Raw genomic sequence first — 21,006 nt, forward strand, 5'->3', positions numbered from 1 at the left:
ACACCGATCCGATCGATGCCTGCGTCTCAGGGTTTTCAGTTTAAGTTCGCGCATCTGGTGCTGGGCGCCTCGTTCGCCCTGTTGACAATGATCGTCTTTGGCCTGCTGTAGGCCATAGTGGCGCCGAAGCTGGCCGGTCAGACCCTGACCGGGCTGGTTTTGGTTTTGAGAGCATAGTCTCCGTCGCGCTCGCTCGATCACCGCTGACAGAAGCTGTCACTGAGCCCCGGAGATTCTGACAGCTCCTGTCAGGCCAAGGGTGTCCTGTGCCGTCTCACAACGACGGAGACAGGTCATGATCACCTTCATCATCGGATCGGCCAAGCCTGTGCTCGCGGTGTTCGACATGCTCGGCCGGGTTCTCGGCGCGCTCGACCACTGGCTGCAATCGCGCCGCGACTATCGTACTCTCTGCGACATGAGCGAGCGCGATCTGCGCGACCTCGGCCTGCGCGACAGTGATCTGCGCGATGCGACGGCCGCCCCATTCTTCGGCGATCCGACCGGCATCATCTCACTGCGCGTCGAGGAGCGGCGGGGCCTCGCCGGCGGCGAGAGCGTGGACGAAGTCCTGCGCGGTTTGAGCGCGGGGGCACCGGTTCAGTCCGAGCGGATCGCTGAAGAATTCGACAGCGCGGAAACCGGCCGGGTGGTCCTTCTCAGGGCGGCCGAATGAGCGGCCGCGAGAAGGAGGAAGGCCATGAGTGGAACCTGCGCAGCCTGCGATTGCGAACTCGACGAAACCCCGATCAAGGTCACGATCGGCGGCAATACCGTCGAGGTCTGCTGCGACGACTGTGCCCAGGCGCTGCGGGAGGCTCATGCCTCGCAGGCGCAGGGCGATGGCATCTAGCCCGCCCGGAAACGGCAGAGCCGGCCGCGAGAGCGGCCGGCTTTTTTTCGCTTGAGGGGGATCAGAAGGTGACGTGATCCTTGATCTCGGCCTCGACGTTCGAGGGCAGCACGCTGCGCTTCACCAGATCGTCGAAGTTCTTGAACTTCGCCTTGGCGCGCTCCTCGACGATCTTCTTGGAGCGGGCCTCGCCGATGCCCTTGAGCTGCTCGAGCTCGGCGGCGCTGGCGGTGTTGATGTTGACCTTCTTGGCCTGGGCCTGGGTCGCGGCCGGCGCAGCCGGCTTGGCGGCAGGAGCGGCCGGGGCGGCGGGCGTGGTCACGGGCGCTGCCGGCTTGGCCGGGGTGGTGGGCTGGGTCGCGGTCTGTGCGAGGGACGGGCCGGCGGCGAGAGCGAGCGCGGCGAGGCCGATAGCGAAACGAGACATCGTCATGGCGTGGACTCCTGTAAGCCCTGCCCGGGGAAGCTGGAGCTGCGCGGATACCGGGCCGTCCGCGCCGCCGCGCCGGCTACGGACCGGAGGATCCGGTCCAGGCGCGATGGCTGGACTTTCGGCCGGGGCGGCTGAACGCGATCTGAGGCGAGCGTTCAGCTGGCGTTTTGCTCCTCGCCGGGTTTTCGCCGCGATTGGCGCGGCCTTATTTGCCGGTGAATTGCATCATGTATTCGGAGAAGCGACCGGCGCCGTAGATCAGGCCGAAGCCCCAGGCGAAGGACGCTGCGAAGTTCGCGATCTGGAACGGCCAGAACGGCATCTTCACGATACCGGCGACGAGCGCGATCACCGCCCGGATGGGCCCGAAGAAATGGCCGATGGCGACGCCGAGCACGCCCCATTTCTCGAAGAAGTCGTGGCCACGCTGAAGCAGGGCCGGGTTGTTGCGGATCGGCCAGTGGTCATTGACGCGCGGCCCGAGGACGAGGCCGACCCAGTAGGAAATCCAGAAGCCGGAGGCCGCGCCGAGCGCTGCCGCAAGCGAGAGCGGCACGAGATTGAGGCCGGAGGCGCCGGCGATCGCGCCAAAGGCGGTGAAGAACACCGTCGCCGGCACCAGCCAGGACAGGATCGCGACGCATTCGGCAAAGGCGATGAGGAAGACGATCGGCGCCGCCCAGTACTGGTTGACGCGCATGAACGCGACAAGCTCGTGCATCCATTGCTCAAGCTGGGGCATGGGCTGGCGATTCTCCTGAAGCCGGCGCGAACGGTATTGGGAGCGATAGAGCAGGCGTCGCTTTTTCGCTACCAGTTCGCAGGCAGGCGGGGCGGGTTGCCTTCGCGGGTTGATTGCCTAGTGTTCGCGACGAACGGAAATAAGCCGCGCGCCGGGAGGCTGGCGACGGCAGGGGATGGGATATCCATGGAGTCCAAGGTCAGCCCGCCCGGCGATAGGGGCGCGGCAGCGGAACAGCCGGCGGTCAAGCTCGCCGGCATCGACATCACCTTCCATCTCAAGGGCGGCAGCCGCTACCAGGCGGTGAAGGGCATCGACCTGTCCGTCGCGCCGGGCGAGTTCGTCTCGGTGGTCGGACCGACCGGCTGCGGCAAGTCGACCCTGCTCAATGCCGCCGCCGGTCTGCTGGCGCCGTCCGCCGGCAAGGTCTCGATCTTCGGCCAGCCGCTGTCCGGCCTCAACCGCCGCGCCGGCTATCTCTTCCAGCAGGACGCGCTGATGCCGTGGAAGACGGCGCTCGACAACGTCAAGGTCGCGCTGGAGCCGATGGGCGTTTCGGATGCCGAGGCCGACAAGCGGGCGCGCGACTGGCTCGGGCGTGTCGGCCTGCGCGCCTTCGTCGAGCGCTATCCGCACATGCTCTCCGGTGGCCAGCGCAAGCGCGTGGCCCTCGCGCAGATGCTGATCCGCGACCCCGAGATCCTCTTGATGGACGAGCCCTTCGGACCGCTCGACGCGCAGACCCGCCAGATCATGGGCAATCTCCTGCTCGATCTCTGGTCGAAGGATCGCAAGGCGCTGATCTTCGTCACGCACGATCTGGAGGAGGCGATCGCGCTCTCCGATCGGGTGGTGGTGATGACCGCCGGCCCCGCCGCCGGCATCGTCGCCGACTATCGCGTGCCGCTGGCGCGGCCGCGCGACATCGCCGAGATCAGACTGGAGAAGGCCTTCCACGAGATCCATCGCGACATCTGGGCCTCGCTCAGGGTCGAGGTCCAGAAGGCCTATGCGATGGGCGAAGGCAAAGAACTGGTCGAGGGGGCCGCGTCATGAACCGCGTCAAGCTCCTCTCGCTCCAGATTCTGGTCATGATCGTCTTCCTGGCGATCTGGCACATCGTCACCACCACCAGCCTGTTCGGCGACATCAAGACGACGCAGTTCTTCTTCTCGACCCCGGCCGACGTGCTGGCCCGGACCTGGAAGCAGCTCACCGGGGCAGATATCTACTACCATCTCGGCATCACCCTGACCGAGACGGTGCTCGCTTTCGTCATCGGCTCGGCGGCCGGCATCTTCTTCGGCTTCGCCTTCGCCCGGAACGAACTGCTGGCGGCGGTGTTCGATCCCTATATCAAGGCGGCGAACGCCTTGCCGCGCGTCGTGCTGGCGCCGATCTTCGCGCTGTGGTTCGGCCTCGGCATCTGGTCGAAGGTGGCGCTCGGCTTCACGCTGGTGTTCTTCATCGTCTTCTTCAACGTCTACCAGGGCGTGCGCGAGGTCTCGCCGACCGTGCTGGCCAACGCCCGCATGCTGGGGATGAACGAGCGCCAGCTCTTCCGCCATGTCTACTGGCCGTCGGCGCTGACCTGGATGTTCTCCTCGCTGCACACCTCGGTCGGCTTTGCGCTGGTCGGCGCGGTGGTCGGCGAATACCTCGGGTCCTCGGCCGGGCTCGGCTACAAGATCCACGAGGCCGAGAGCGTCTTCGACGTCACCGGCGTCTTCTCGGGCATGCTGATCCTGGCAATCTTCGTGATCCTGATCGACTCGATCGTGACGCTGGTCGAGAACCGGCTTCTGGTCTGGCGGCCGGGCCAGAGCAGTACGACGACGACCTAACGTCAGCTCCGCTTGATTCCTGGCGCGAACGAGCGCCATCCTCGTCCTTGCATCATCGGGGGGCGATCATGGAGCTCGATGTCTGCGATCGCATCACGGCCGATCCGACGCGGGATGACATCACCCGCGCCATCGATCAGCGCGGCGATGATCCGGGTTGGTTCATTACCCTCTCCGATGACGATGGCTATGTCGAAGCAGAGCTGGAGCAAAAGGGCCGGTTCCGGCTGGCCTATCATTCTGGCAAGGCCCGCTTCGACGCTGCCGAGACGGTCGATGCCGCGACGCTGAAGACGATCCTGCTCGCCTATCTTGGTAGTGACAAGACATGGCGCGGCAAGCTGGAATGGCAGCGCAAGGTCGCGCCTGCCAAGGCGGCCGAGGCCAGAGGCGAGCCGCCGACCTGGGCGGTGATAGCCGTCGTCGCCTCGCTGGCGCTGATCTTCGTGATCGTGGAGGTGCTGCCGGACAGCTGGGTCGAACGGCTGCCTTTGGCCGGAACGACCATGGGGAATATCGCGCTGATCGCACTGCCGATGGTGGTGATGGTCGCCGCGATGATCCTCAATGCCGGCCTCAAGGTCCGCCGCGCCAAGGGCTGGGCGCAGGCGCGGGGGCGCATCATCCGCTCGCAAATGGGGGTGCGGCGCCCGCCTGAAGGCAACGAGATCGGCACCGTCGTCAATGTTCCGGCCGTGACCTATTCCTTCTTGGTCGGCGGCGTGACGCATCAAGGCACGCGCGTCAGTCTCGGCGACATCAGCGGCAAATATGCGCAGGAGGCATCGAGGCGCTATCCGGCCGGTGCGAGCGTGACCGTCTACTACGATCCGGCCGATCCCAGCGACTCCGTGCTGGAGCGCGAGGCGCCGAAAGGGGCGGTGAAGGGCTGCGGCCTCGCGCTGCTCGTGGTCGTCCTGCTCGTCTGGGGGCTCTATTGGGTGGGTACCGAAGGGGCCGAAGTCCTCAAGGCGCGCATGCCGGATGCCGATGTCCCGGTGATGCTGTTCGCCGGACTGTTCGGCGCTGCGGCCCTGCTGTTCTTTGTCGGCCACCGGCGCTATCTCGCCCGCGCCAATGCCTGGCCGATCACGCCGGGGGAGGTCGTCTCCAGCAGCATCGAGCAACGCCGCTCGATGCAGAACGGCGAGACGCGCACGACCTATCGTCCCGTCGTCGAGTTCGCCTACACGGTCGAAGGCAACCGCCTGCACAGCCGGCAGGTCAAGCTCGGCCTCGAAGTCTCGGGCTCGGAGAGCCTCGCGCAGGGCATCGTCGATCGCTATCCGGCCGGCTCGCCGGTCGAGGTGCATTACGATCCGCAGGACCCATCCAACGCGGCTCTCGAAAATCCGACGGCGACGAACTGGATCCTGCTCGGCGTCGCGCTCGCCTGCTTCGCCATCGCGCTCTATACGAGCCGGATCTTCCGCTAGAGCATTTTCGCAATTCTTTGAATCGCGAAATTGTTCTAGGCTCTTGTTTTGTCACAGTTTTCTCACGCGGACCTGCGTCCATTCCGCTCAAAAATGCTCTAGCGCGATCCGTCCGCGCTATCCTGGCCCGTCGAGGCTCCGAGCATCCGTATCAGCTCGGCATAGCGCGGCATCAGCGCCTCGCGCCGCTGCATGTCGCGATCGAACTGCTCCCGCTTATCCGCGGCGCTGCTCTCGTCCTGCGGGGCGGCGGCTCCCTGAAACATCTCGTCCAGCGCATGGGCCATCGTGCGGTCGTTGAGCCAGACGAGCTCCTGCTGGAGCGCCGTGTACTCCGTCATCAGCTTGACGCGCTTTTCGACCCAGCTTGGCTCGGCCGCCTCGTCGACGCCGACCCCAGGCGTCTGCGAAGTCGCGCTGCCCTGGGCGAGGGCGGCGCGAGCCTGGTCGGACAGGTCGAGAATGACGGCATCGTCCCGATCGGGCGTTGCCGAGGTCACCGTGGCCGGCGAAGAGCTCGCACTATCCGAAGCCGGCACGGCTGAGGGCGGGCGCTGCGGAAGCTCATAGCGGGAAGGCGCAGTCCGGGCCGCTACTGCGTCCACCATGACCGTCTCCTGTTTCGTCCGTTCTGGTCGAAAGCCGTCGTCGGAAGTCAGCGTATCAGTCAGTGTGAAAGGCCGCCTTTAACAGGCGCTGAATCTTTTCCGTCGCTTCCGCGGAGATCGGGCCGGCCTGGTGGGCTGCTCCGCGACATGCCTGCGCTTGCCCCGCCTGCGGCAATGCGCCTATCTTCGTCGCGAAATCGCGCCTTTTTCGAAGCGCGTCATCGCTCAACCGGAGGAAACCGATGTTTTTCACACGTCGTGCGGCGCTGGCCGCGCTCGCTGTCACTACGGCCCTCGGCCTCTCGCCGGCCTTCGCCCAGAATGCCGAGAAGCCCAAGTTGACGCTCGGCGTCGGCGGCAAGCAGCTGCTCTACTATCTCCCGCTGACCGTCGCGGAGAAGAAGGGCTTCTTCAAGGAGCAGGGGCTCGACGTCGAGATCAATGATTTCGGCGGCGGCGCCAAGTCGCTGCAGGCCCTCGTCGGCGGCTCGGTCGACGTCGTCACCGGTGCCTATGAGCACACCATCCGCATGCAGGCCAAGGGCCAGGACATCCGCGCCGTGATTGAGCTCGGGCGCTTCCCGGCGATCACCATTGCGGTACGCAAGGACCTTGCCGACAAGGTCAAGTCCGCGGCCGATTTCAAGGGCCTGAAGATCGGCGTCACCGCGCCCGGCTCCTCGACGGCGCTGACGGCGCAATACGCCATGGTCAAGGCAGGCCTTAAGGCAACCGACGCCGCGATCATCGGCGTCGGCGCCGGCGCCAGCGCAGTCGCGGCGATGAAGCAGAAGCAGGTCGACGTGATCTCGCATCTCGATCCCGTCACCTCGAAGCTGGAATCGGACGGCGACATCGTCTCGCTGATCGACACCCGCACGGAGGCCGGTACCAAGGCGCTGTTCGGCGGCTCGAATCCGGCGGCGGTGCTCTATCTCAAGAACGACTTTGCCGAGAAGAACCCGGTGACGACGCAGAAACTCGTCAACGCGCTGATGAAGTCGCTGAAATGGCTGGAGACGGCCAAGCCCGAGGATGTCGCCGATCTCGTCCCGGCGGAATACCATCTCGGTGACAAGCCGCTCTACCTGACAGCGGTGAAGAACTCGCAGGAGAGCTATTCGCGCACCGGCATCCCGACCGCCGATGCGATGAAGAGCATGTACGACTCGCTCAAGCTGCTCGACCCCGAGCTGACGAACTCCAATGTCGACCTGACCAAGACCTTCATCGATAGCTTCGCCAAGAAGGCGGCGGCCGGGTCGTAAGGCAGGCTTCCTTCTCCCCTCGGGGGAGAAGGTCCGGCAGGGGATGAGGGCGGTTCGACCGGGTGAGCGGTTGTCGCTTGCGCGTCCTTCCCTCATCCGTCAGCGCTTCGCGCTGCCACCTTCTCCCCCGAGGGGAGAAGGGTAGGTTGGCGTTTGATCGCTCCCATCACCGCTTTCGATTGGCGCGGGCCGCACCAGCCGCTAGGTTCGCCGCCTCATATCGTCGAAGGCTGGCCTACCGCTCATGAACATCCTCTCGATCCAGTCCCATGTCGCCTATGGCCATGTCGGCAATGCCTCGGCCGTGTTCCCGATGCAGCGCCTCGGCGTCGAGGTCTGGCCGATCCACACCGTGCAGTTCTCGAACCACACCGGCTATGGCGCCTGGAAGGGCCAGGTTTTCGACGGCGCCACCATCGACGAGCTGATGGCGGGCATCGGCGAGCGCGGCGTGCTTCCCAAATGCGACGGCGTGCTCTCCGGCTATATGGGCTCGGCCGACATCGGCCACGCCATCCTCTCGGCGGTGGCCAAGGTTCGCGCGGCCAATCCCAAGGCGATGTATTGCTGCGATCCGGTGATCGGCGATGTCGGCCGGGGCGTCTTCGTGCGGCCGGGCATTCCCGAATTCATGCGCGAGCAGGCGGTGCCGGCGGCCGACATCGTCACGCCGAACCAGTTCGAGCTGGAATTGCTCACCGATGTCGAGGTCAGGACGCTGGCCGACGCGCACCGCGCCGTCGAGGCGCTGCGCGATGCCGGGCCGAGGGTCGTGCTGGTGACCTCGCTGATCACCAACGAGACGCCCGACGATGCGATCGACCTGATGGCAGCGGACGGGCAGGGCACCTATCGCGTGCGCACGCCGAAGATCGACATCAACATCAACGGTGCCGGCGATGCGATCGCGGCGCTGTTCTTCGTCCACTATCTGCGCGACGGCTCGGCCGCGAGTGCGCTCGGCAAGGCGGCCTCCTCGATCTACGGGCTGCTGAGGCGGACCAAGGAAGCCGGCTCGCGCGAGATCCTGACCGTGGCGGCGCAGGACGAGTTCGTCACGCCCTCGCAACTCTTCGCAGCCGAAGCGGTCTGACGCGCATGAAGCTGCGCCTCGGCACCTTCAATGTCGAGAACCTGCTGACGCGTCATCGTTTCGAGCCCGGCGGGCGGACCGAGACGGCGGCGGCGATGTCGCTGTTCCATTTCCCGCGCGCCGATGAGCGCGACGCGGTCGAGCGCTCGCTCGCCGTCGCGCTTGAGGACGACAAGCGCCAGATGACGGCGCTCGCCATCGCCGAGGCCAATGCCGATCTCTGGATGCTGCAGGAGGTCGACTCGCTGGCGAGCCTGCAGGCCTTCTTCGCCAATTACGTCCACCGCATCGCCGACCATCGCTACGGCCATTTCACGCTGCTCGACGGCAATGACCGGCGCAATATCGACATCGGCTTCGCCGCGCGGCGCGATCTGGTGAAGCCGCCGCAGGTCACGGTGCGCTCCCATAAGGGCATGAGTTTTGCCGATGCCGGGGCGTTCTCGCCCGGGATCGCCGCCTTCGGCATCAATCCGCGCGACAAGGTCTTCGCCCGCGATTGCCTGGCGGTCGAGCTCGATTTCGGCGACCGGCGGCTTGCCCTGTTCGGCTGCCATTTCAAGTCGATGAACAATGGCCGCGATGATGGCAGGCAGGCGACCTTGCCGATCCGCCGGGCCGAGGCGCTGGCGGTGAAGACGATCATCAAGGACTGGTTCGGACCAGGCTGGCGCGAGGCGAACTGGGCGATCCTCGGCGATCTCAACGGCTATCGCATCGGGCTCGGCCCGCTTGCCGCTCCGGTCGACGAGGGCGACAGCGGCATCGAGCCGCTGCTGGATGATTTCGCCGTCGATCCGATGGCGAGCCTGCCGCCGCATGAGCGCTGGACTCACTTTCGGCGCTACTGGTCGGAGGAGCGCCAGAGCCTGGTCGACAGCCATATGCCGCTCGACCATATCCTGCTCTCGCCGGCGCTCGCCGCCGCCAATCGGAACCCGGCGATGCAGATGATCCGGCGCGGGCTACCCTATCGCGTGCCGCTCGATCCGCGCGAGGCCGATCGCTCGATGGCCAAGCTCGCTTTGACCTGCGACCGCTATCCGCGCGTCGGCTGGGACCGGCCCAAGGCCTCCGACCATTGCCCGCTGACGATCGAGCTTACGATTCCGAAGGAAACCACATGAGCCGCCGCTTCGTCACGCTCGACGTGTTCACGGCAAGACCGCATGCGGGCAATCCGCTCGCCGTGGTGTTGGACAGCGAGGGACTGGACAGCGCGGCGATGCAGGCGATCGCCCGCGAGTTCAACCTGTCGGAGACGGTTTTTGTCGCGCCGCCGGCCAACCCCGCCCACCGCGCGGCAATCCGCATTTTCACGCCGGGGCAGGAACTCCCCTTCGCCGGCCATCCGACGGTCGGCACCGCCGCGCTGCTGGCCCTGCGCGATGCGGCAGAGGGACGGGCGGCGGACCAGCTCGTGCTGGAGGAGAAGGTCGGGCTGGTGCCCTGCTTAATCGAGCTCGGCAATGCGCGCTCGGCTCGCGCAACCTTCACTCTGCCGAAGCTGCCGGAGCAGGTCGCACAGCCCATTGCCGACGCCGCGCTGGCAGAGGCGCTCGGGCTTGAACTCGCTGATCTCGGCTTCGGCGCGCACCGGCCGAGCGCCTTCTCGGCCGGCGTCGCCTATACGACGGTGCCGGTTGCTGGCCGCGAGTCGATCGCCAAGGCGCGTGTCGCTGGATCGTTCGAACGCGTGATGGCGCCGGCCCAGAACGGCAATGCCTTCCTCTATTGCCGCGAGACGGAGGAGGCCGGGCATCACTATCACGCCCGCATGTTCTGGCCGGAAGCCGGCGTGACCGAGGACCCGGCGACCGGTTCGGCCGTCGCCGCGTTCGCCGGCGCGATCATGGCGTTCGACCAGCCGGGCGATGGCGCGCACCGCTTCGTTATCGAGCAGGGCTACGAGATGGGCCGGCCCTCGCAGATCGAGTTGACGCTGACGGTCGCGGGCGGCGCGCTCGCCTCTGCGACGATCGGCGGCGCCGCGGTGGTGATGAGCGAGGGCGTGCTGCTGTGAGCGGCAATGGCGTCGTCGACGGAACGATCGTCGCGCTCGATCGCGTCGAGGCGAAGGTCGAGACTTTCGACTGGGGCTTTGCCCGCGAGCGTGCTGACGAGATCGCGGCGCATTGGGCTGCGATCAGCGCCGGCAAGCCGGCGATGTTCAACGGCCGCGTCATGCTGCAGCACCGCGCTGCGATCGAGGACGGGGTGTTCCATGCCGGCTATTTCGAGGCGGACTATGCCGCCTTTCTGGCCTGGCGCGATTTCGGACTGCCGCCTCCGGCGATCCGCAACGGCTTCGCCATGGCGGCGCTGCGGGCTGCTGACGGCGCCTTCCTACTCGGCCGGATGGGCGACCACACCGCCAATCCCGGCAAGGTCTATTTCGCCGCCGGCACCCCCGACCGGGAGGATGTCCGCCCCGACGGCACGCTCGATCTTGCCGGCAGCGTCACCCGCGAGCTCTGCGAGGAGACCGGGCTGACGCTCGACGAGATTGCCGTCGACGAGCGCTGGACGGCGGTGATCGTGCCGGGGCGAGTGGCGTTCATGCGGCCGGTCGCGATTGGCCTGTCGGCTGAGGCGGCGCGCGAAATGATGCTGGCGCGGATCGCACGGCAGGACGAGCCGGAATTGTCCGACATCGTGATCGTCCGCAATCTCGCCGATTGCGCGGCTTATGACATGCCGCCCTTCATGATGCCCTATCTCACCCATATCTACGGGCGGGATTGACCCTTTACCGATCGAGGTTGCCGATGGCCGATGCCTCCGAAGTCCTTGCCCTGCCCGAAGGCAACCCGTTCGGGCGCGCCTGGGAGACGCCGTTCGGCCTGCCGCCGTTCGCTGAGATCACGCCAGAGCACATCAAAGAGGCCTATCCGGCTGCGCTGGAACAGCACCGGGCCGAGATCGAGGCGATCAAGGCCGTGAAAGCCGCGCCCAGCTTCGCCAATACGATCGAGGCGCTCGAACGCTCCGCCCGTGGCATGAGCCGGCTCGGCGGCGTGTTCTACAATCTCGCCGGAGCCGACACCAACGAGGCGCTGCAGGCGATCGAGCGCGAGATGTCACCGGTGATGTCGCGGCACTGGTCGGCGATCATGATGGATCACGAGCTGTTCGCCCGCGTCGATGCGGTGTTCGAGGCGCGCGAGAGCCTCGGGCTGAGCGAAGAGCAATTGCGCCTGCTGGAGCGGACGCATCGCGGCTTCATCCGCTCGGGCGCCAGGCTCGAAGGCGAGGCCAAGGCGAGGCTCGCGGCGATCAACGAGCGGCTGGCCGGCCTCGGTACCAGCTTCGGCCAGAACCTGCTCAAGGACGAGGCCAGCTATGCGCTGATCATCGAGAACGAAGCCGATCTCGACGGCCTACCGGCCTTCGTCGTCGCGGCGATGGCGCGTGCCGCTTCCGACCGCGGCCAGGAGGGCAAGCATGCGGTGACGCTGGCGCGCTCGATCATCGAGCCCTTCCTGACCTTCTCGACGCGGCGCGAGCTGCGCGAGCAGGCCTTCACCGCCTGGAGCAAGCGCGGCGAGAACGGCGGGGAGACCGACAACCGCGCCATCGTCGCCGAGATGGTCAAGCTCCGTGCCGAGAAGGCCAAGCTCCTGGGCTTTGCCACCTTCGCCCATTTCAAGCTCGACGATTCGATGGCGAAGACGCAGGAGAACGTGCGCAACCTGCTCGAGCTGGTCTGGAAGCCGGCCCGCGCCCGCGCGGGGCAGGAGGCGGCCGATCTTGCCGCGCTCGCCCAGAGCGAGGGCGAGAACGGGCCGATCCGCCCGTCCGACTGGCGCTTCTATGCCGAGAAGGTCCGGCAGAAGACCTATGCGCTCGATGAGGCCGTGTTGAAGCCCTATCTCCAGCTCGACAGGATCATCGCCGCCGCCTTCGACACTGCCGGCAAGCTGTTCGGGCTTTCCTTCGCCGAGCGCCCTGACCTCAAGGGCTATCACCCGGATGTCCGCGTCTTCGAGGTGAGCGAGACCGCCACCGGCCGGCATATCGGCCTCTTCCTCGGCGATTATTTCGGCCGCGCCTCGAAGCGCTCCGGCGCCTGGATGAGCGCCTATCGCGGCCAGCGCAATTTCGACGGCGAGGTCCGCCCCATCATCGTCAACGTCTGCAACTTCGCCAAGCCGGCGGAGGGCAAGCCGGCGCTGCTCTCGATCGACGATGCCCGCACGCTTTTCCATGAGTTCGGCCATGCCCTGCACGGCCTGCTCTCGGACGTGCATTACGGCTCGCTCGCCGGCACCTCGGTCTCGCGCGATTTCGTCGAACTGCCCTCGCAGCTCTACGAGCACTGGTTCCTGACGAAGGAGGTCATGCAGCGCTTCTGCCTGCATGCCGAGACCGGAGAGCCGATCCCGGACGAACTGATCGAGAAGATCAAGCGGGCGCAGACCTTCAACCAGGGCTTCGCGACGGTGGAATACACCTCATCGGCACTGGTCGATCTCGCCTTCCACTCGCTGGAAGCGCCGGCGGAGGTCGATCCGCTCGCCTTCGAGGCGAAGGAGCTGGCGCGGATCGGCATGCCCGCCGAGATCACCATGCGGCACCGCACGCCGCATTTCTCGCATGTGTTCTCGGGCGACGGCTATTCGGCCGGCTATTACAGTTATCTCTGGTCCGAGGTGATGGACGCCGACGCCTTCAACGCCTTCATCGAGGCGGGCAACGTCTTCGCCCCGGAAGTCGCCGGCAAGCTCAAGCGCTACATCTACTCGGCCGGCGACACGCGCGATCCGGCGGAGGCCTATACGCTGTTCCGCGGCCGCCTGCCGACGCCGGACGCGCTCCTGGAGAAGCGGGGGCTGGCGGCCTGAGCTTCCTTCTCCCCCGAGGGCAGAAGGATCAGCCGGCCGGATAGCCGAACTTCGCCCGCGTGGCGCGGATCTGGGAGGTCGCACCGGCATCGTTGCCCGCAGCGCAGCTCTTTCGGGCCGTGTCGATCTCGGCGCTGACACGGGTGTGGACGCCCTTGGTGGTGTGGCCGGTCGAAAGATCGTTGTCCATCACCGCCTGGAAGCGATCGACCTCGCCGGCGCAGCCCGAGCCGGTCGGCATGCGGAAGGTGTTCGGCGTGACGCCGGTCGGCGCCTGCTCGGGCGATGGGGCCGGCGGCGGGCCGGCACTCTGGCAGGCCGCGAGGGAAAGGCCGAGGGCGGCGGCGAGGAGGGCGGCGCGCATGGACGGGGCTCCGGCTGGTCGGACCGGAACCATGTGTGATTCCATCTGCGAGGCAAAGGTCTCCGCTGCGAGAAAGGCCGCTCAGCCCTGATCGGGCAGGAAGAGCGCGATGACAGTGAAGCAGGCCGCCGCCGCAACCGCCAGCCAGATCGCGTACAAGCCGACCTGGCCAAAGGCGAAACCTCCGAGGATCGCGCCGCCGAGCAGGCTGAGCCACAAGGTGAGATGGCGCAGGAAGGCGAGCTTCGGTCCGCCGAGCAGGGCGCCGGCGAGCCGCTGGCCCATCTTGACGAGCGTGCCGGTCATGTAGGTCAGGCCGATCGTGACCTCGCCGTCGCGCTGGAACACGGCGTTCTCGGCGCCCATGGCGAGTGCGAGAACGCCGGCGGCGGCAATGCCGAGCCCGAGCGTGTCGAGCCCGGCCGAGAGGGCGAGCGTGAGGGTGACGAAGGCCAGCACCGCCGCCTGGCGCCGTCGGCCGCCGGCATGGCCGGCGAGCGAGCCGCAGACCACGCCGAACACGAAGAGGACGATGATCATGCCGGCCAGCAGGATGCCATCAAGGCGGCCTTGCGCCAGCTCGATGCCGAGGCGCGTGGTGTTGCCGGTCATGAACGAGACGAAGAAGCCGCCGAGGCTGAGGAAGCCGAGGGCATCGACGAAGCCGGCCAGCCCCGAAAGGCCCATGGCGAGCCCGATGGCGGGTCGATCATAGCGCTGCATCGTCGCGGCACTCCAGTCAGCCGGCCGGCCTGCGGTGTGCGCGACAGCCGGCCGAATCGCGCGCGATCAGGTTAAGCAATATGCAGCGCTGGTCATGCTGGAGAGAGGCTGGGCTTTGCGCACTTACTCCGGTCACAATTCGACGGAAGGCTTGCCGTCATGACGCTGCTGCACTCCATAGAGCTCGAAATCTTCGCCGACTACTTCCAGTTCTATCTCCAGGACGAGGCGGTCGACGAGGATTGGGGCACATTCTGGACCGATGAGACGGTCGAGCGGATGCTCGCCGTCGGCGAATGCTCGGTCGGCGTCGCCACCGCCAGGAACATGAACGTTCCGGTGGTGGTCTCGGTCCACGATGCCGCTCCGGAGCCCGATTTCGGCGAATGGGAGCTGGTCAACGAGTGCTCCTTCCGCGTGCGCTCCGGCCAGATGATGGTGATCGGCTGCACGGAGGGCTCGCCGCAGGAGCGGGCGCGCTTCTCGCTGACGCCCGGCAGCTATCGTCTGCGTGTCTCCTATGTCGGGCTCGACATGGTGAGCGATGACGGGCTGGAGGGCGATGACTTCTATCGCCTGCAGATCTGGCCGAGCCCCCGTGCCGGGACCAGGACGCTGAAGGAGCGGGCGGGCGCCGCCGGCTGACCACGCACGAACGTTCAAGACCCCTGCGACTTGCCTTCCTAGCCTCCGATCCGGTAAACAGCGCAAGTCGTCGAGAGGATCGTTCGTGGCCATATCCGCCACCCATGCCGAGAGCCTGAACCGCGCCGCTGCGCGGATGGCCGGCATGTGCGCTCTCTCGCTCCTTGGTCAGCTGCTTCTTACCTGCCCCTGAGGGCCGGCCGGGCACATGTGCCTGGGCGCTCAGGGGATGACGGGAAACAAGCTCCAGACCTCGCGCGCCAGCCCGAACCGAAATGCGGCGCGCCCTGACCAGGGACAAGACCGATGAGCAATGCAGGCAACACCGTGTCCGCCAAGGACCGCGTCCTGATCTTCGACACCACCTTGCGCGATGGCGAGCAATGCCCTGGCGCGACCATGACCTTCGAGGAGAAGCTCGACGTCGCCGACATGCTGGACGCGATGGGCGTCGACATCATTGAGGCCGGCTTCCCGATCGCCTCGGACGGTGATTTCGAGGCGGTCTCGGCGATCGCCGGCCGGATCAAGCGCGCGAGCGTGGCGGGGCTCGCCCGCGCCATCTCCGCCGACATCGCCCGCGCTGGCGAGGCGGTGCGCCATGCGGCCAGGCCGCGCATCCACACCTTCGTCTCGACCTCGCCGATCCATCTGCAGCACCAGATGCGCAAGAGCGAGGAGGAGGTGCTGGAGATCATCACCCGGACGGTGACGCAGGCGCGCAATCTGGTCGAAGACGTCGAATGGTCGGGCATGGATGCGACCCGCACCCCGATCGACTATCTCTGCCGGGCGGTCGAGACCGCGATCAAAGCCGGCGCGACCACGATCAACCTGCCCGACACGGTCGGCTACGCCACGCCGGACGAATACCGCGCCATGTTCAAGGCGGTGCGCGAGCGCGTACCCAATGCCGACAAGGCGATCTTCTCGGCGCATTGCCATAATGATCTGGGTCTTGCCGTCGCCAATTCGCTGGCGGCGATCGAGGGCGGGGCGCGCCAGGTCGAGTGCACGATCAACGGCATCGGCGAGCGCGCCGGCAATGCGGCGCTTGAGGAGATCGTGATGGCGCTGCGGGTGCGCGGCGACGTGATGCCTTACGACAGCGGCATCGACGCGACCTATCTGATGCGCGCCTCGAAGGCGGTCTCTAGCGCCTGCTCCTTCCCGGTGCAGTACAACAAGGCGATCGTCGGCCGGAACGCCTTCGCCCATGAGAGCGGCATCCATCAGGACGGCATGCTGAAGCATCAGCAGACCTACGAGATCATGACGCCGGCCTCGGTCGGCGTGACCAAGACCTCGCTGGTGATGGGCAAGCATTCCGGCCGCGCCGCCTTCCGCTCGAAGCTGACCGAGATGGGCTACACGCTCGGCGACAACCAGCTGGAGGATGCCTTCACCCGCTTCAAGGCGCTCGCCGACCGCAAGAAGCATGTCTATGACGAGGACATCGAGGCGCTGGTCGACGAGAACCTCGCCACCGCCCATGACCGCGTGAAGTTGGTCTCGCTGACGGTGATCGCCGGCACGCGCGGCCCGCAGCGCGCCATGCTGAAGCTGGACATCGACGGCCGCGTCGTGGCTGAGGAGGCCGAGGGCAACGGGCCGATCGACGCAGTGTTCAACGCGGTCAAGGCACTGGTCCCGCACGAGGCGGTGCTGGAGCTCTACGACGTCCACGCCGTCACCGAAGGCACGGACGCGCAGGCGGAAGTCACCGTGCGCCTCGGCCAGAACGGTGCGGCGGTGACCGGCCGCGGCGCCGATCCCGATACGTTGGTCGCCTCCTGCAAGGCCTATCTCGCCGCGCTCAACAAGCTGGTCGCGCGCGGCAGCCGCATGCACGCCCAGGCGGCGGAGTAAGGGCGCCGGGACCCTGTCCAATCCAACACCGCCGTCATTCTGGACAAGCGCCGATGGCGCGCAGTCCCGTAATCCATCGCAGAGCGTCGAGCCGACGATGGTTTCCGGCGCTCCGCTTCGCCGTGGCCGGAAAGATGGTGTGGGTGAAATCGGCCGACGCGTATCGACAAGAGCCCGGCGCACCCTAGATACTCTTCGCAGCGTCCGCTGGCCGGAAGCCTGCACGCAGTGCATCCCGGCCCCTCCATGGGAACCGGGGTGACGGCGCGGCGATCCTGCGCCAGTCTTTCTCATTCGAGTGATCCGAAGGAAGTTTGCCGATGCGTCCGATGAAATTCGGGATGGGCCAGCCGGTGCGGCGGGTCGAGGATCAGCGCCTCACCACCGGCACCGGCCGCTATACCGACGACACCGCCGTCGAGGGGGCGTTGCACGCCTATGTGCTGCGCTCGCCGCATGCGCATGCGACGTTCAAGATCGTCGACAAGCAGGCAGCGCTTAAGCGCAAGGGCGTCAAGCTGATCCTGACCGGCGAGGATGTCGCCCATCTCGGCGACATCCCCTGCAAGGGGCTGATCAAGGACATCGACGGCAAAGACGTGAAGCCGAACCCGGTGCCGGTGCTGCCGGTCGATACGGTGCGCCATGTCGGCGAAGCCATCGCCTTCATCGTCGCCGAGACGCTCGACCAGGCGCGCGACGCGGCCGAAGCGATCGAGATCGAGTTCGAGACGCTGCCCTCGATCACCGGCATCGCTGAGGCGCTGGAGAATGGGGCGCCGCAGGTCTGGCCGGACCGGGCCGGCAATGTCGCCTTCGAGGCGGAGCAGGGCAACCGCAAGAAAACGGAAGACGCCTTCGCCAAGGCTGACCGGACAGTCTCGGTCACCATCGTCAACAATCGCCTCGCCTCCAACTACATGGAGACGCGGGCCTGCATCGCCGAATACGACAAGGCGACCCAGCGCTGGACGCTGACGCTCGGCAGCCAGGGCAGCCACGGCACGCGCGAGATCCTCGCCGACTACATCCTCAAGGTCCCGCAGTCGCGCATCCGGGTGATCACCCCCGATGTCGGCGGCGGCTTCGGCACCAAGATCTTCATGTACCGCGAATACCCGCTGACCATGGTCGCGGCCGAGAAGCTGAAGCGGCCGGTGCGCTGGGTCGCCGACCGGACCGAGCACTTCCTCGCCGACACCCATGGCCGCGCCAATCTCAGCACCGCGACGATGGCGCTCGACAAGCGCGGCAAGTTCATTGGCCTCAAGGTCGATCTCGCCGCCGACATGGGCGCCTATCTCTCGCAGTATGGGCCCTTCATCCCCTGGGTCGGCACGACGATGACGCCGGGTTGCTACAATATCCCGGCGGTTCATGTGCGCTTCCGCGGCGTCTTCACCAACACCACCCCGGTCGACGCCTATCGCGGCGCCGGGCGGCCTGAAGCCGCCTATCTGATCGAGCGGCTGGTCGATGCGATCGCGCGCGAGACCGGCAAGACGCCGGATGCGGTGCGGGCGCTCAACTTCGTCAAGCCGAGCGAGATGCCACACAAGACGCAGACCGGCCCGGTCTACGATTCCGGCGAGTTCGAAGGCCATATGCGCCGCGCCATGGAGGTGGCGGACTGGAAGGGCTTCAAGAGCCGGCTGAAGGCATCGCAGAAGGCCGGCAAGATCCGCGGCATCGGGCTCGCCTGCTATATCGAGGCCTGCGGCGGCGGCGGACCGGAGAGCTCGACCGTGATCCTGGAGAAGGACGGCACCGTGACCGTGCTGATCGGCACCCAGTCGAACGGGCAGGGGCATGAGACCGCCTATTCTCAGCTCGTAGCCCAGCATCTCGACATCCCGCTCGACCGCATCAAGGTCGTCCAGGGCGATACCGACAAGGTCGCGACCGGCTCGGGCACCGGCGGCTCGCGCTCGATCCCGGTCGGCGGCGCAGCGCTGAATGCAGCGACCGGCATCCTCGCCGACAATCTCAAGAGCCTCGCCTCGGAGGCGCTCGAGGCCGCCCCGGGCGATCTCGAGATCGTCGACGGAGCCGTGCGCATCGTCGGCACCGACAAGCAGCTCGACCTCAAGGCGATCGCCAATCTGCCCGGCGCCAAGGCCGAGCAGCTCAGCGTCCACCAGAGCTGGACGCCGCCAGAGGCGACCTATCCGAACGGCACCCATGTGGTGGAACTGGAGGTCGACCCGGCGACCGGCGGCACCGAGATCCAGAACTATGTCGTGGTCGACGATTTCGGCGTGACGCTGAACCCGATCATGTTGCAGGGCCAGGTCCATGGCGGTGCGGCGCAAGGCATCGGCCAGGCGCTGATGGAAGAGATCCGCTTCGATTCGTCCGGCCAGATGCTGACCGCGACCTTCATGGACTACGCCCTGCCGCGCGCTATCGACATCCCGAACTTTCATTTCGAGACGCGCAACGTGCCTTGCGTGACGAACGCGATCGGGGTGAAGGGTGCGGGCGAGGCGGGGGCGATCGGCGCCTGCCCGGCGGTGATGAACGCCATGGTCGATGCCTTGAACCGCGCTGCAGGCGTCACAGCGATCGATATGCCGGCGACCCCGGCCAAGGTGTTCGCGACGCTGAGGGCGGCGGGGTATCCGTCCTGATGCAAGGAGGCGCTTGCCCTTTTGCAAGGAATTTCACGACAATGCGACTTGGCGCTGTCGCGTGCCTGCGTTGATCTGGAAGAGTTCAAAACAGCGCCGGCTGCGGCGCTGCCTTCCGGAGGATTCCCACGCATGCTTCGCTCTGCTTTCGTCGCCCTCGGTCTCGCCGTCGGCGTCTCGGCCGTTCTGGCCCAAGCCAATCCGATCGCCGAGCGGCGCGATGCCATGAAGGCCGTCGGTGCCGCGACGCGCGACGGCGCAGCGATGGCCAAGGGCGAGGCGCCGTTCGACGCCGCCAAGGCGCAGGCGGTGTTCAAGACCTATGGCGACGCTGCCAAGAAGATGCCGGGCCTCTATCCGGACAGCGCCAAGACCGGCGGTGAGACGACGGCGGCGCCGAAGATCTGGGAGGACCAGGCCGGCTTCAAGGCCGCCTTCGCCAAGTTCGAGGCCGATGCCGCCAAGGGCGCGGCCGCGACCGACCTCGCCGGTTTCCGCACCGCCTTCGGCGACGCCACCAAGAATTGCGGCACCTGCCACGAGGTCTATCGCATCAAGAAGTGACCGGCGGCTTCAAGCGGCCGGATTTGACCTGATCGAAGGAGCGGGCTTCCTTGAGGGAAGGCCCGCTCCATTCATGTCTGCGACGCTCGGCTCGAACCCTGTCGCGATACGAGCGTTGTTTGCTGGGGACAACCGAATGAGGAACCGATGCGCCGCCTGCTGATCACGCTTCTGGTCTTCGTCGCGCTCGGCACCGCCGGCTTCTTCGTCCTCACCGATCCGCGCGTGGTCTCGCCGGGGCCGGAGGTCGGCACGCTGCCGGCGCCGGACATCGAGAACGGCAAGCTGCTGTTCGCCGCCGGCGGCTGCGCCTCCTGCCATGCAACGCCCGGCCAGGATGACAAGACGCGGCTGGGCGGTGGGCTGGTGCTGGAGTCGCCGTTCGGCAAATTCCATGTGCCGAACATCTCGCCGCATACGCGCGACGGCATCGGCAATTGGGGCACGGCCGACTTCATTCAGGCGATGACCGCCGGCGTATCGCCTTCGGGCCAGCACTATTACCCGGCCTTTCCCTACACCTCCTACCGCCTGATGCCGGCCAAGGCGGTGGCCGATCTCCTCGCCTATATCCGCACGCTGCCGTCGGTGGAGGGCAGGACGCCCGGCCATGAGCTCGGCTTTCCCTTCAATATCCGCCGCCTCGTCGGCGGCTGGAAGCTGCTGTTCTTCGACGGGACACCGTTCAAGGCCGATCCCAGCAAGAGCGAGGAATGGAATCGCGGCGCCTATCTCGTTAACGGGCCGGGCCACTGCGCAGAATGCCATTCCAGCCGCAACCAGTTCGGCGCTATCGTCCAGGCGACGCGCTTTGCCGGCGGGCCGGACCCGGAAGGCAAGGGCTGGGTGCCGAACATCACCCAGGCCGAGGACGGGCTCGGCAAGTGGTCGAAGTCCGAGATCGCCGAACTGCTGAAGAGCGGCTTCACACCGAGCTTCGACAATGTTGGCGGCACGATGGCCGCGGTTGTGCGTAACATGGCGCAGTTGTCGGATGCCGACCGGCTGGCGATGGCTGAGTACCTGAAGTCGCTGCCGGCGGTGCAGGGGCCGGCAAGGCCGCCGAAACCCGCGGGCTAGCCGACCCCAT

The 21,006-nt window shown here is 66.6% G+C and carries 21 protein-coding genes; 16 read left to right on the forward strand and 5 right to left on the reverse strand.

What is annotated here, in order from left to right; all coding sequences use genetic code 11:
- Window positions 1-295: 295 nt before the first annotated feature.
- Together ACFPOB_RS10995 and ACFPOB_RS11000 are read left to right on the forward strand one after the other, a co-directional pair.
- Window positions 296-676 (forward strand): DUF1127 domain-containing protein, encoded by a 381-nt coding sequence (locus tag ACFPOB_RS10995; RefSeq protein WP_377798259.1) that lies wholly within the window; start codon window positions 296-298, stop codon window positions 674-676.
- Window positions 677-700: 24 nt separating this feature from the next.
- Window positions 701-853, forward strand: coding sequence for a hypothetical protein (locus ACFPOB_RS11000; RefSeq protein ID WP_377798260.1), 153 nt, complete (start codon window positions 701-703; stop codon window positions 851-853).
- 61 nt (window positions 854-914) lie between these two features.
- Here ACFPOB_RS11000 and ACFPOB_RS11005 read toward each other — a convergent pair whose 3' ends face one another.
- Entirely contained in the window at window positions 915-1,286 is a 372-nt protein-coding gene (locus tag ACFPOB_RS11005; protein WP_377798262.1) for a ComEA family DNA-binding protein, read from the reverse strand.
- A gap of 205 nt (window positions 1,287-1,491) precedes the next feature.
- Window positions 1,492-2,028, reverse strand: a complete 537-nt coding sequence (locus ACFPOB_RS11010; RefSeq protein ID WP_377798264.1) for a DedA family protein — start codon at window positions 2,026-2,028, stop codon at window positions 1,492-1,494.
- A gap of 186 nt (window positions 2,029-2,214) precedes the next feature.
- Here ACFPOB_RS11010 and ACFPOB_RS11015 point away from each other — a divergent pair, with 186 nt between their 5' ends.
- The 3 genes from ACFPOB_RS11015 to ACFPOB_RS11025 all read left to right on the forward strand — a co-directional run bounded on the left by ACFPOB_RS11015 (window position 2,215) and on the right by ACFPOB_RS11025 (window position 5,308).
- Complete coding sequence (locus ACFPOB_RS11015; RefSeq protein WP_377798265.1) at window positions 2,215-3,084, forward strand: ABC transporter ATP-binding protein; 870 nt, start codon at window positions 2,215-2,217, stop codon at window positions 3,082-3,084.
- Window positions 3,081-3,872: an ABC transporter permease gene (locus tag ACFPOB_RS11020; protein ID WP_336530182.1), complete on the forward strand. Its 792-nt coding sequence runs from the start codon at window positions 3,081-3,083 to the stop codon at window positions 3,870-3,872. Before ACFPOB_RS11015 ends, ACFPOB_RS11020 begins: the two co-directional genes overlap by 4 nt.
- A gap of 68 nt (window positions 3,873-3,940) precedes the next feature.
- Entirely contained in the window at window positions 3,941-5,308 is a 1,368-nt protein-coding gene (locus ACFPOB_RS11025; RefSeq protein ID WP_377798267.1) for a DUF3592 domain-containing protein, read from the forward strand.
- A 98-nt stretch (window positions 5,309-5,406) separates the two neighbouring features.
- Here the strand turns inward: ACFPOB_RS11025 and ACFPOB_RS11030 are convergent, their stop codons facing one another.
- On the reverse strand, window positions 5,407-5,916 hold the full coding sequence (locus tag ACFPOB_RS11030; protein WP_377798269.1) for a hypothetical protein: 510 nt from the start codon (window positions 5,914-5,916) through the stop codon (window positions 5,407-5,409).
- A gap of 242 nt (window positions 5,917-6,158) precedes the next feature.
- Here ACFPOB_RS11030 and ACFPOB_RS11035 point away from each other — a divergent pair, with 242 nt between their 5' ends.
- The 6 genes from ACFPOB_RS11035 to ACFPOB_RS11060 all read left to right on the forward strand — a co-directional run bounded on the left by ACFPOB_RS11035 (window position 6,159) and on the right by ACFPOB_RS11060 (window position 13,121).
- The gene (locus ACFPOB_RS11035; RefSeq protein ID WP_377798270.1) at window positions 6,159-7,184 is read left to right on the forward strand and encodes an ABC transporter substrate-binding protein; all 1,026 of its coding nucleotides are present in this window, start codon (window positions 6,159-6,161) and stop codon (window positions 7,182-7,184) included.
- Between the two features lie 244 nt (window positions 7,185-7,428).
- Complete coding sequence (gene pdxY / locus ACFPOB_RS11040) at window positions 7,429-8,277, forward strand: pyridoxal kinase PdxY (protein WP_377798272.1); 849 nt, start codon at window positions 7,429-7,431, stop codon at window positions 8,275-8,277.
- A gap of 5 nt (window positions 8,278-8,282) precedes the next feature.
- A complete protein-coding gene (locus ACFPOB_RS11045) occupies window positions 8,283-9,404 on the forward strand; it encodes an endonuclease/exonuclease/phosphatase family protein (protein ID WP_377798273.1) in 1,122 nt (373 codons plus the stop codon).
- Window positions 9,401-10,300, forward strand: coding sequence for a PhzF family phenazine biosynthesis protein (locus ACFPOB_RS11050; RefSeq protein ID WP_377798274.1), 900 nt, complete (start codon window positions 9,401-9,403; stop codon window positions 10,298-10,300). Before ACFPOB_RS11045 ends, ACFPOB_RS11050 begins: the two co-directional genes overlap by 4 nt.
- Complete coding sequence (locus tag ACFPOB_RS11055; RefSeq protein WP_377798275.1) at window positions 10,297-11,022, forward strand: NUDIX hydrolase; 726 nt, start codon at window positions 10,297-10,299, stop codon at window positions 11,020-11,022. Before ACFPOB_RS11050 ends, ACFPOB_RS11055 begins: the two co-directional genes overlap by 4 nt.
- A 23-nt stretch (window positions 11,023-11,045) precedes the next feature.
- Window positions 11,046-13,121: a M3 family metallopeptidase gene (locus ACFPOB_RS11060; protein ID WP_377798276.1), complete on the forward strand. Its 2,076-nt coding sequence runs from the start codon at window positions 11,046-11,048 to the stop codon at window positions 13,119-13,121.
- A 28-nt stretch (window positions 13,122-13,149) separates the two neighbouring features.
- On the opposite strand, the gene ACFPOB_RS11065 is transcribed toward ACFPOB_RS11060, so the two are convergent.
- Window positions 13,150-13,485: a hypothetical protein gene (locus ACFPOB_RS11065; RefSeq protein WP_377798278.1), complete on the reverse strand. Its 336-nt coding sequence runs from the start codon at window positions 13,483-13,485 to the stop codon at window positions 13,150-13,152.
- A gap of 81 nt (window positions 13,486-13,566) precedes the next feature.
- Window positions 13,567-14,208, reverse strand: a complete 642-nt coding sequence (locus tag ACFPOB_RS11070) for a YoaK family protein (RefSeq protein ID WP_377798279.1) — start codon at window positions 14,206-14,208, stop codon at window positions 13,567-13,569.
- Window positions 14,209-14,367: 159 nt separating this feature from the next.
- Here ACFPOB_RS11070 and ACFPOB_RS11075 point away from each other — a divergent pair, with 159 nt between their 5' ends.
- The 5 genes from ACFPOB_RS11075 (at window position 14,368) to ACFPOB_RS11095 (ending at window position 20,996) form a co-directional block, all read left to right on the forward strand.
- Window positions 14,368-14,853, forward strand: a complete 486-nt coding sequence (locus ACFPOB_RS11075) for a hypothetical protein (RefSeq protein WP_377798280.1) — start codon at window positions 14,368-14,370, stop codon at window positions 14,851-14,853.
- Window positions 14,854-15,159: 306 nt separating this feature from the next.
- Window positions 15,160-16,722 carry a 2-isopropylmalate synthase gene (locus ACFPOB_RS11080; protein ID WP_377798281.1) on the forward strand — a complete coding sequence of 521 codons (1,563 nt, stop codon included), beginning with the start codon at window positions 15,160-15,162 and terminating at the stop codon, window positions 16,720-16,722.
- 320 nt (window positions 16,723-17,042) lie between these two features.
- Complete coding sequence (locus ACFPOB_RS11085) at window positions 17,043-19,352, forward strand: xanthine dehydrogenase family protein molybdopterin-binding subunit (RefSeq protein WP_377798282.1); 2,310 nt, start codon at window positions 17,043-17,045, stop codon at window positions 19,350-19,352.
- A gap of 132 nt (window positions 19,353-19,484) precedes the next feature.
- Window positions 19,485-19,916: a c-type cytochrome gene (locus ACFPOB_RS11090; RefSeq protein WP_377798283.1), complete on the forward strand. Its 432-nt coding sequence runs from the start codon at window positions 19,485-19,487 to the stop codon at window positions 19,914-19,916.
- Between the two features lie 147 nt (window positions 19,917-20,063).
- Window positions 20,064-20,996, forward strand: a complete 933-nt coding sequence (locus ACFPOB_RS11095) for a c-type cytochrome (RefSeq protein WP_377798285.1) — start codon at window positions 20,064-20,066, stop codon at window positions 20,994-20,996.
- The last annotated feature ends 10 nt before the right edge of the window (window positions 20,997-21,006 follow it).

Origin of the sequence: Allobosea eneae, from assembly GCF_042657265.1 — a bacterium.
Lineage (GTDB): Bacteria > Pseudomonadota > Alphaproteobacteria > Rhizobiales > Beijerinckiaceae > Allobosea > Allobosea eneae.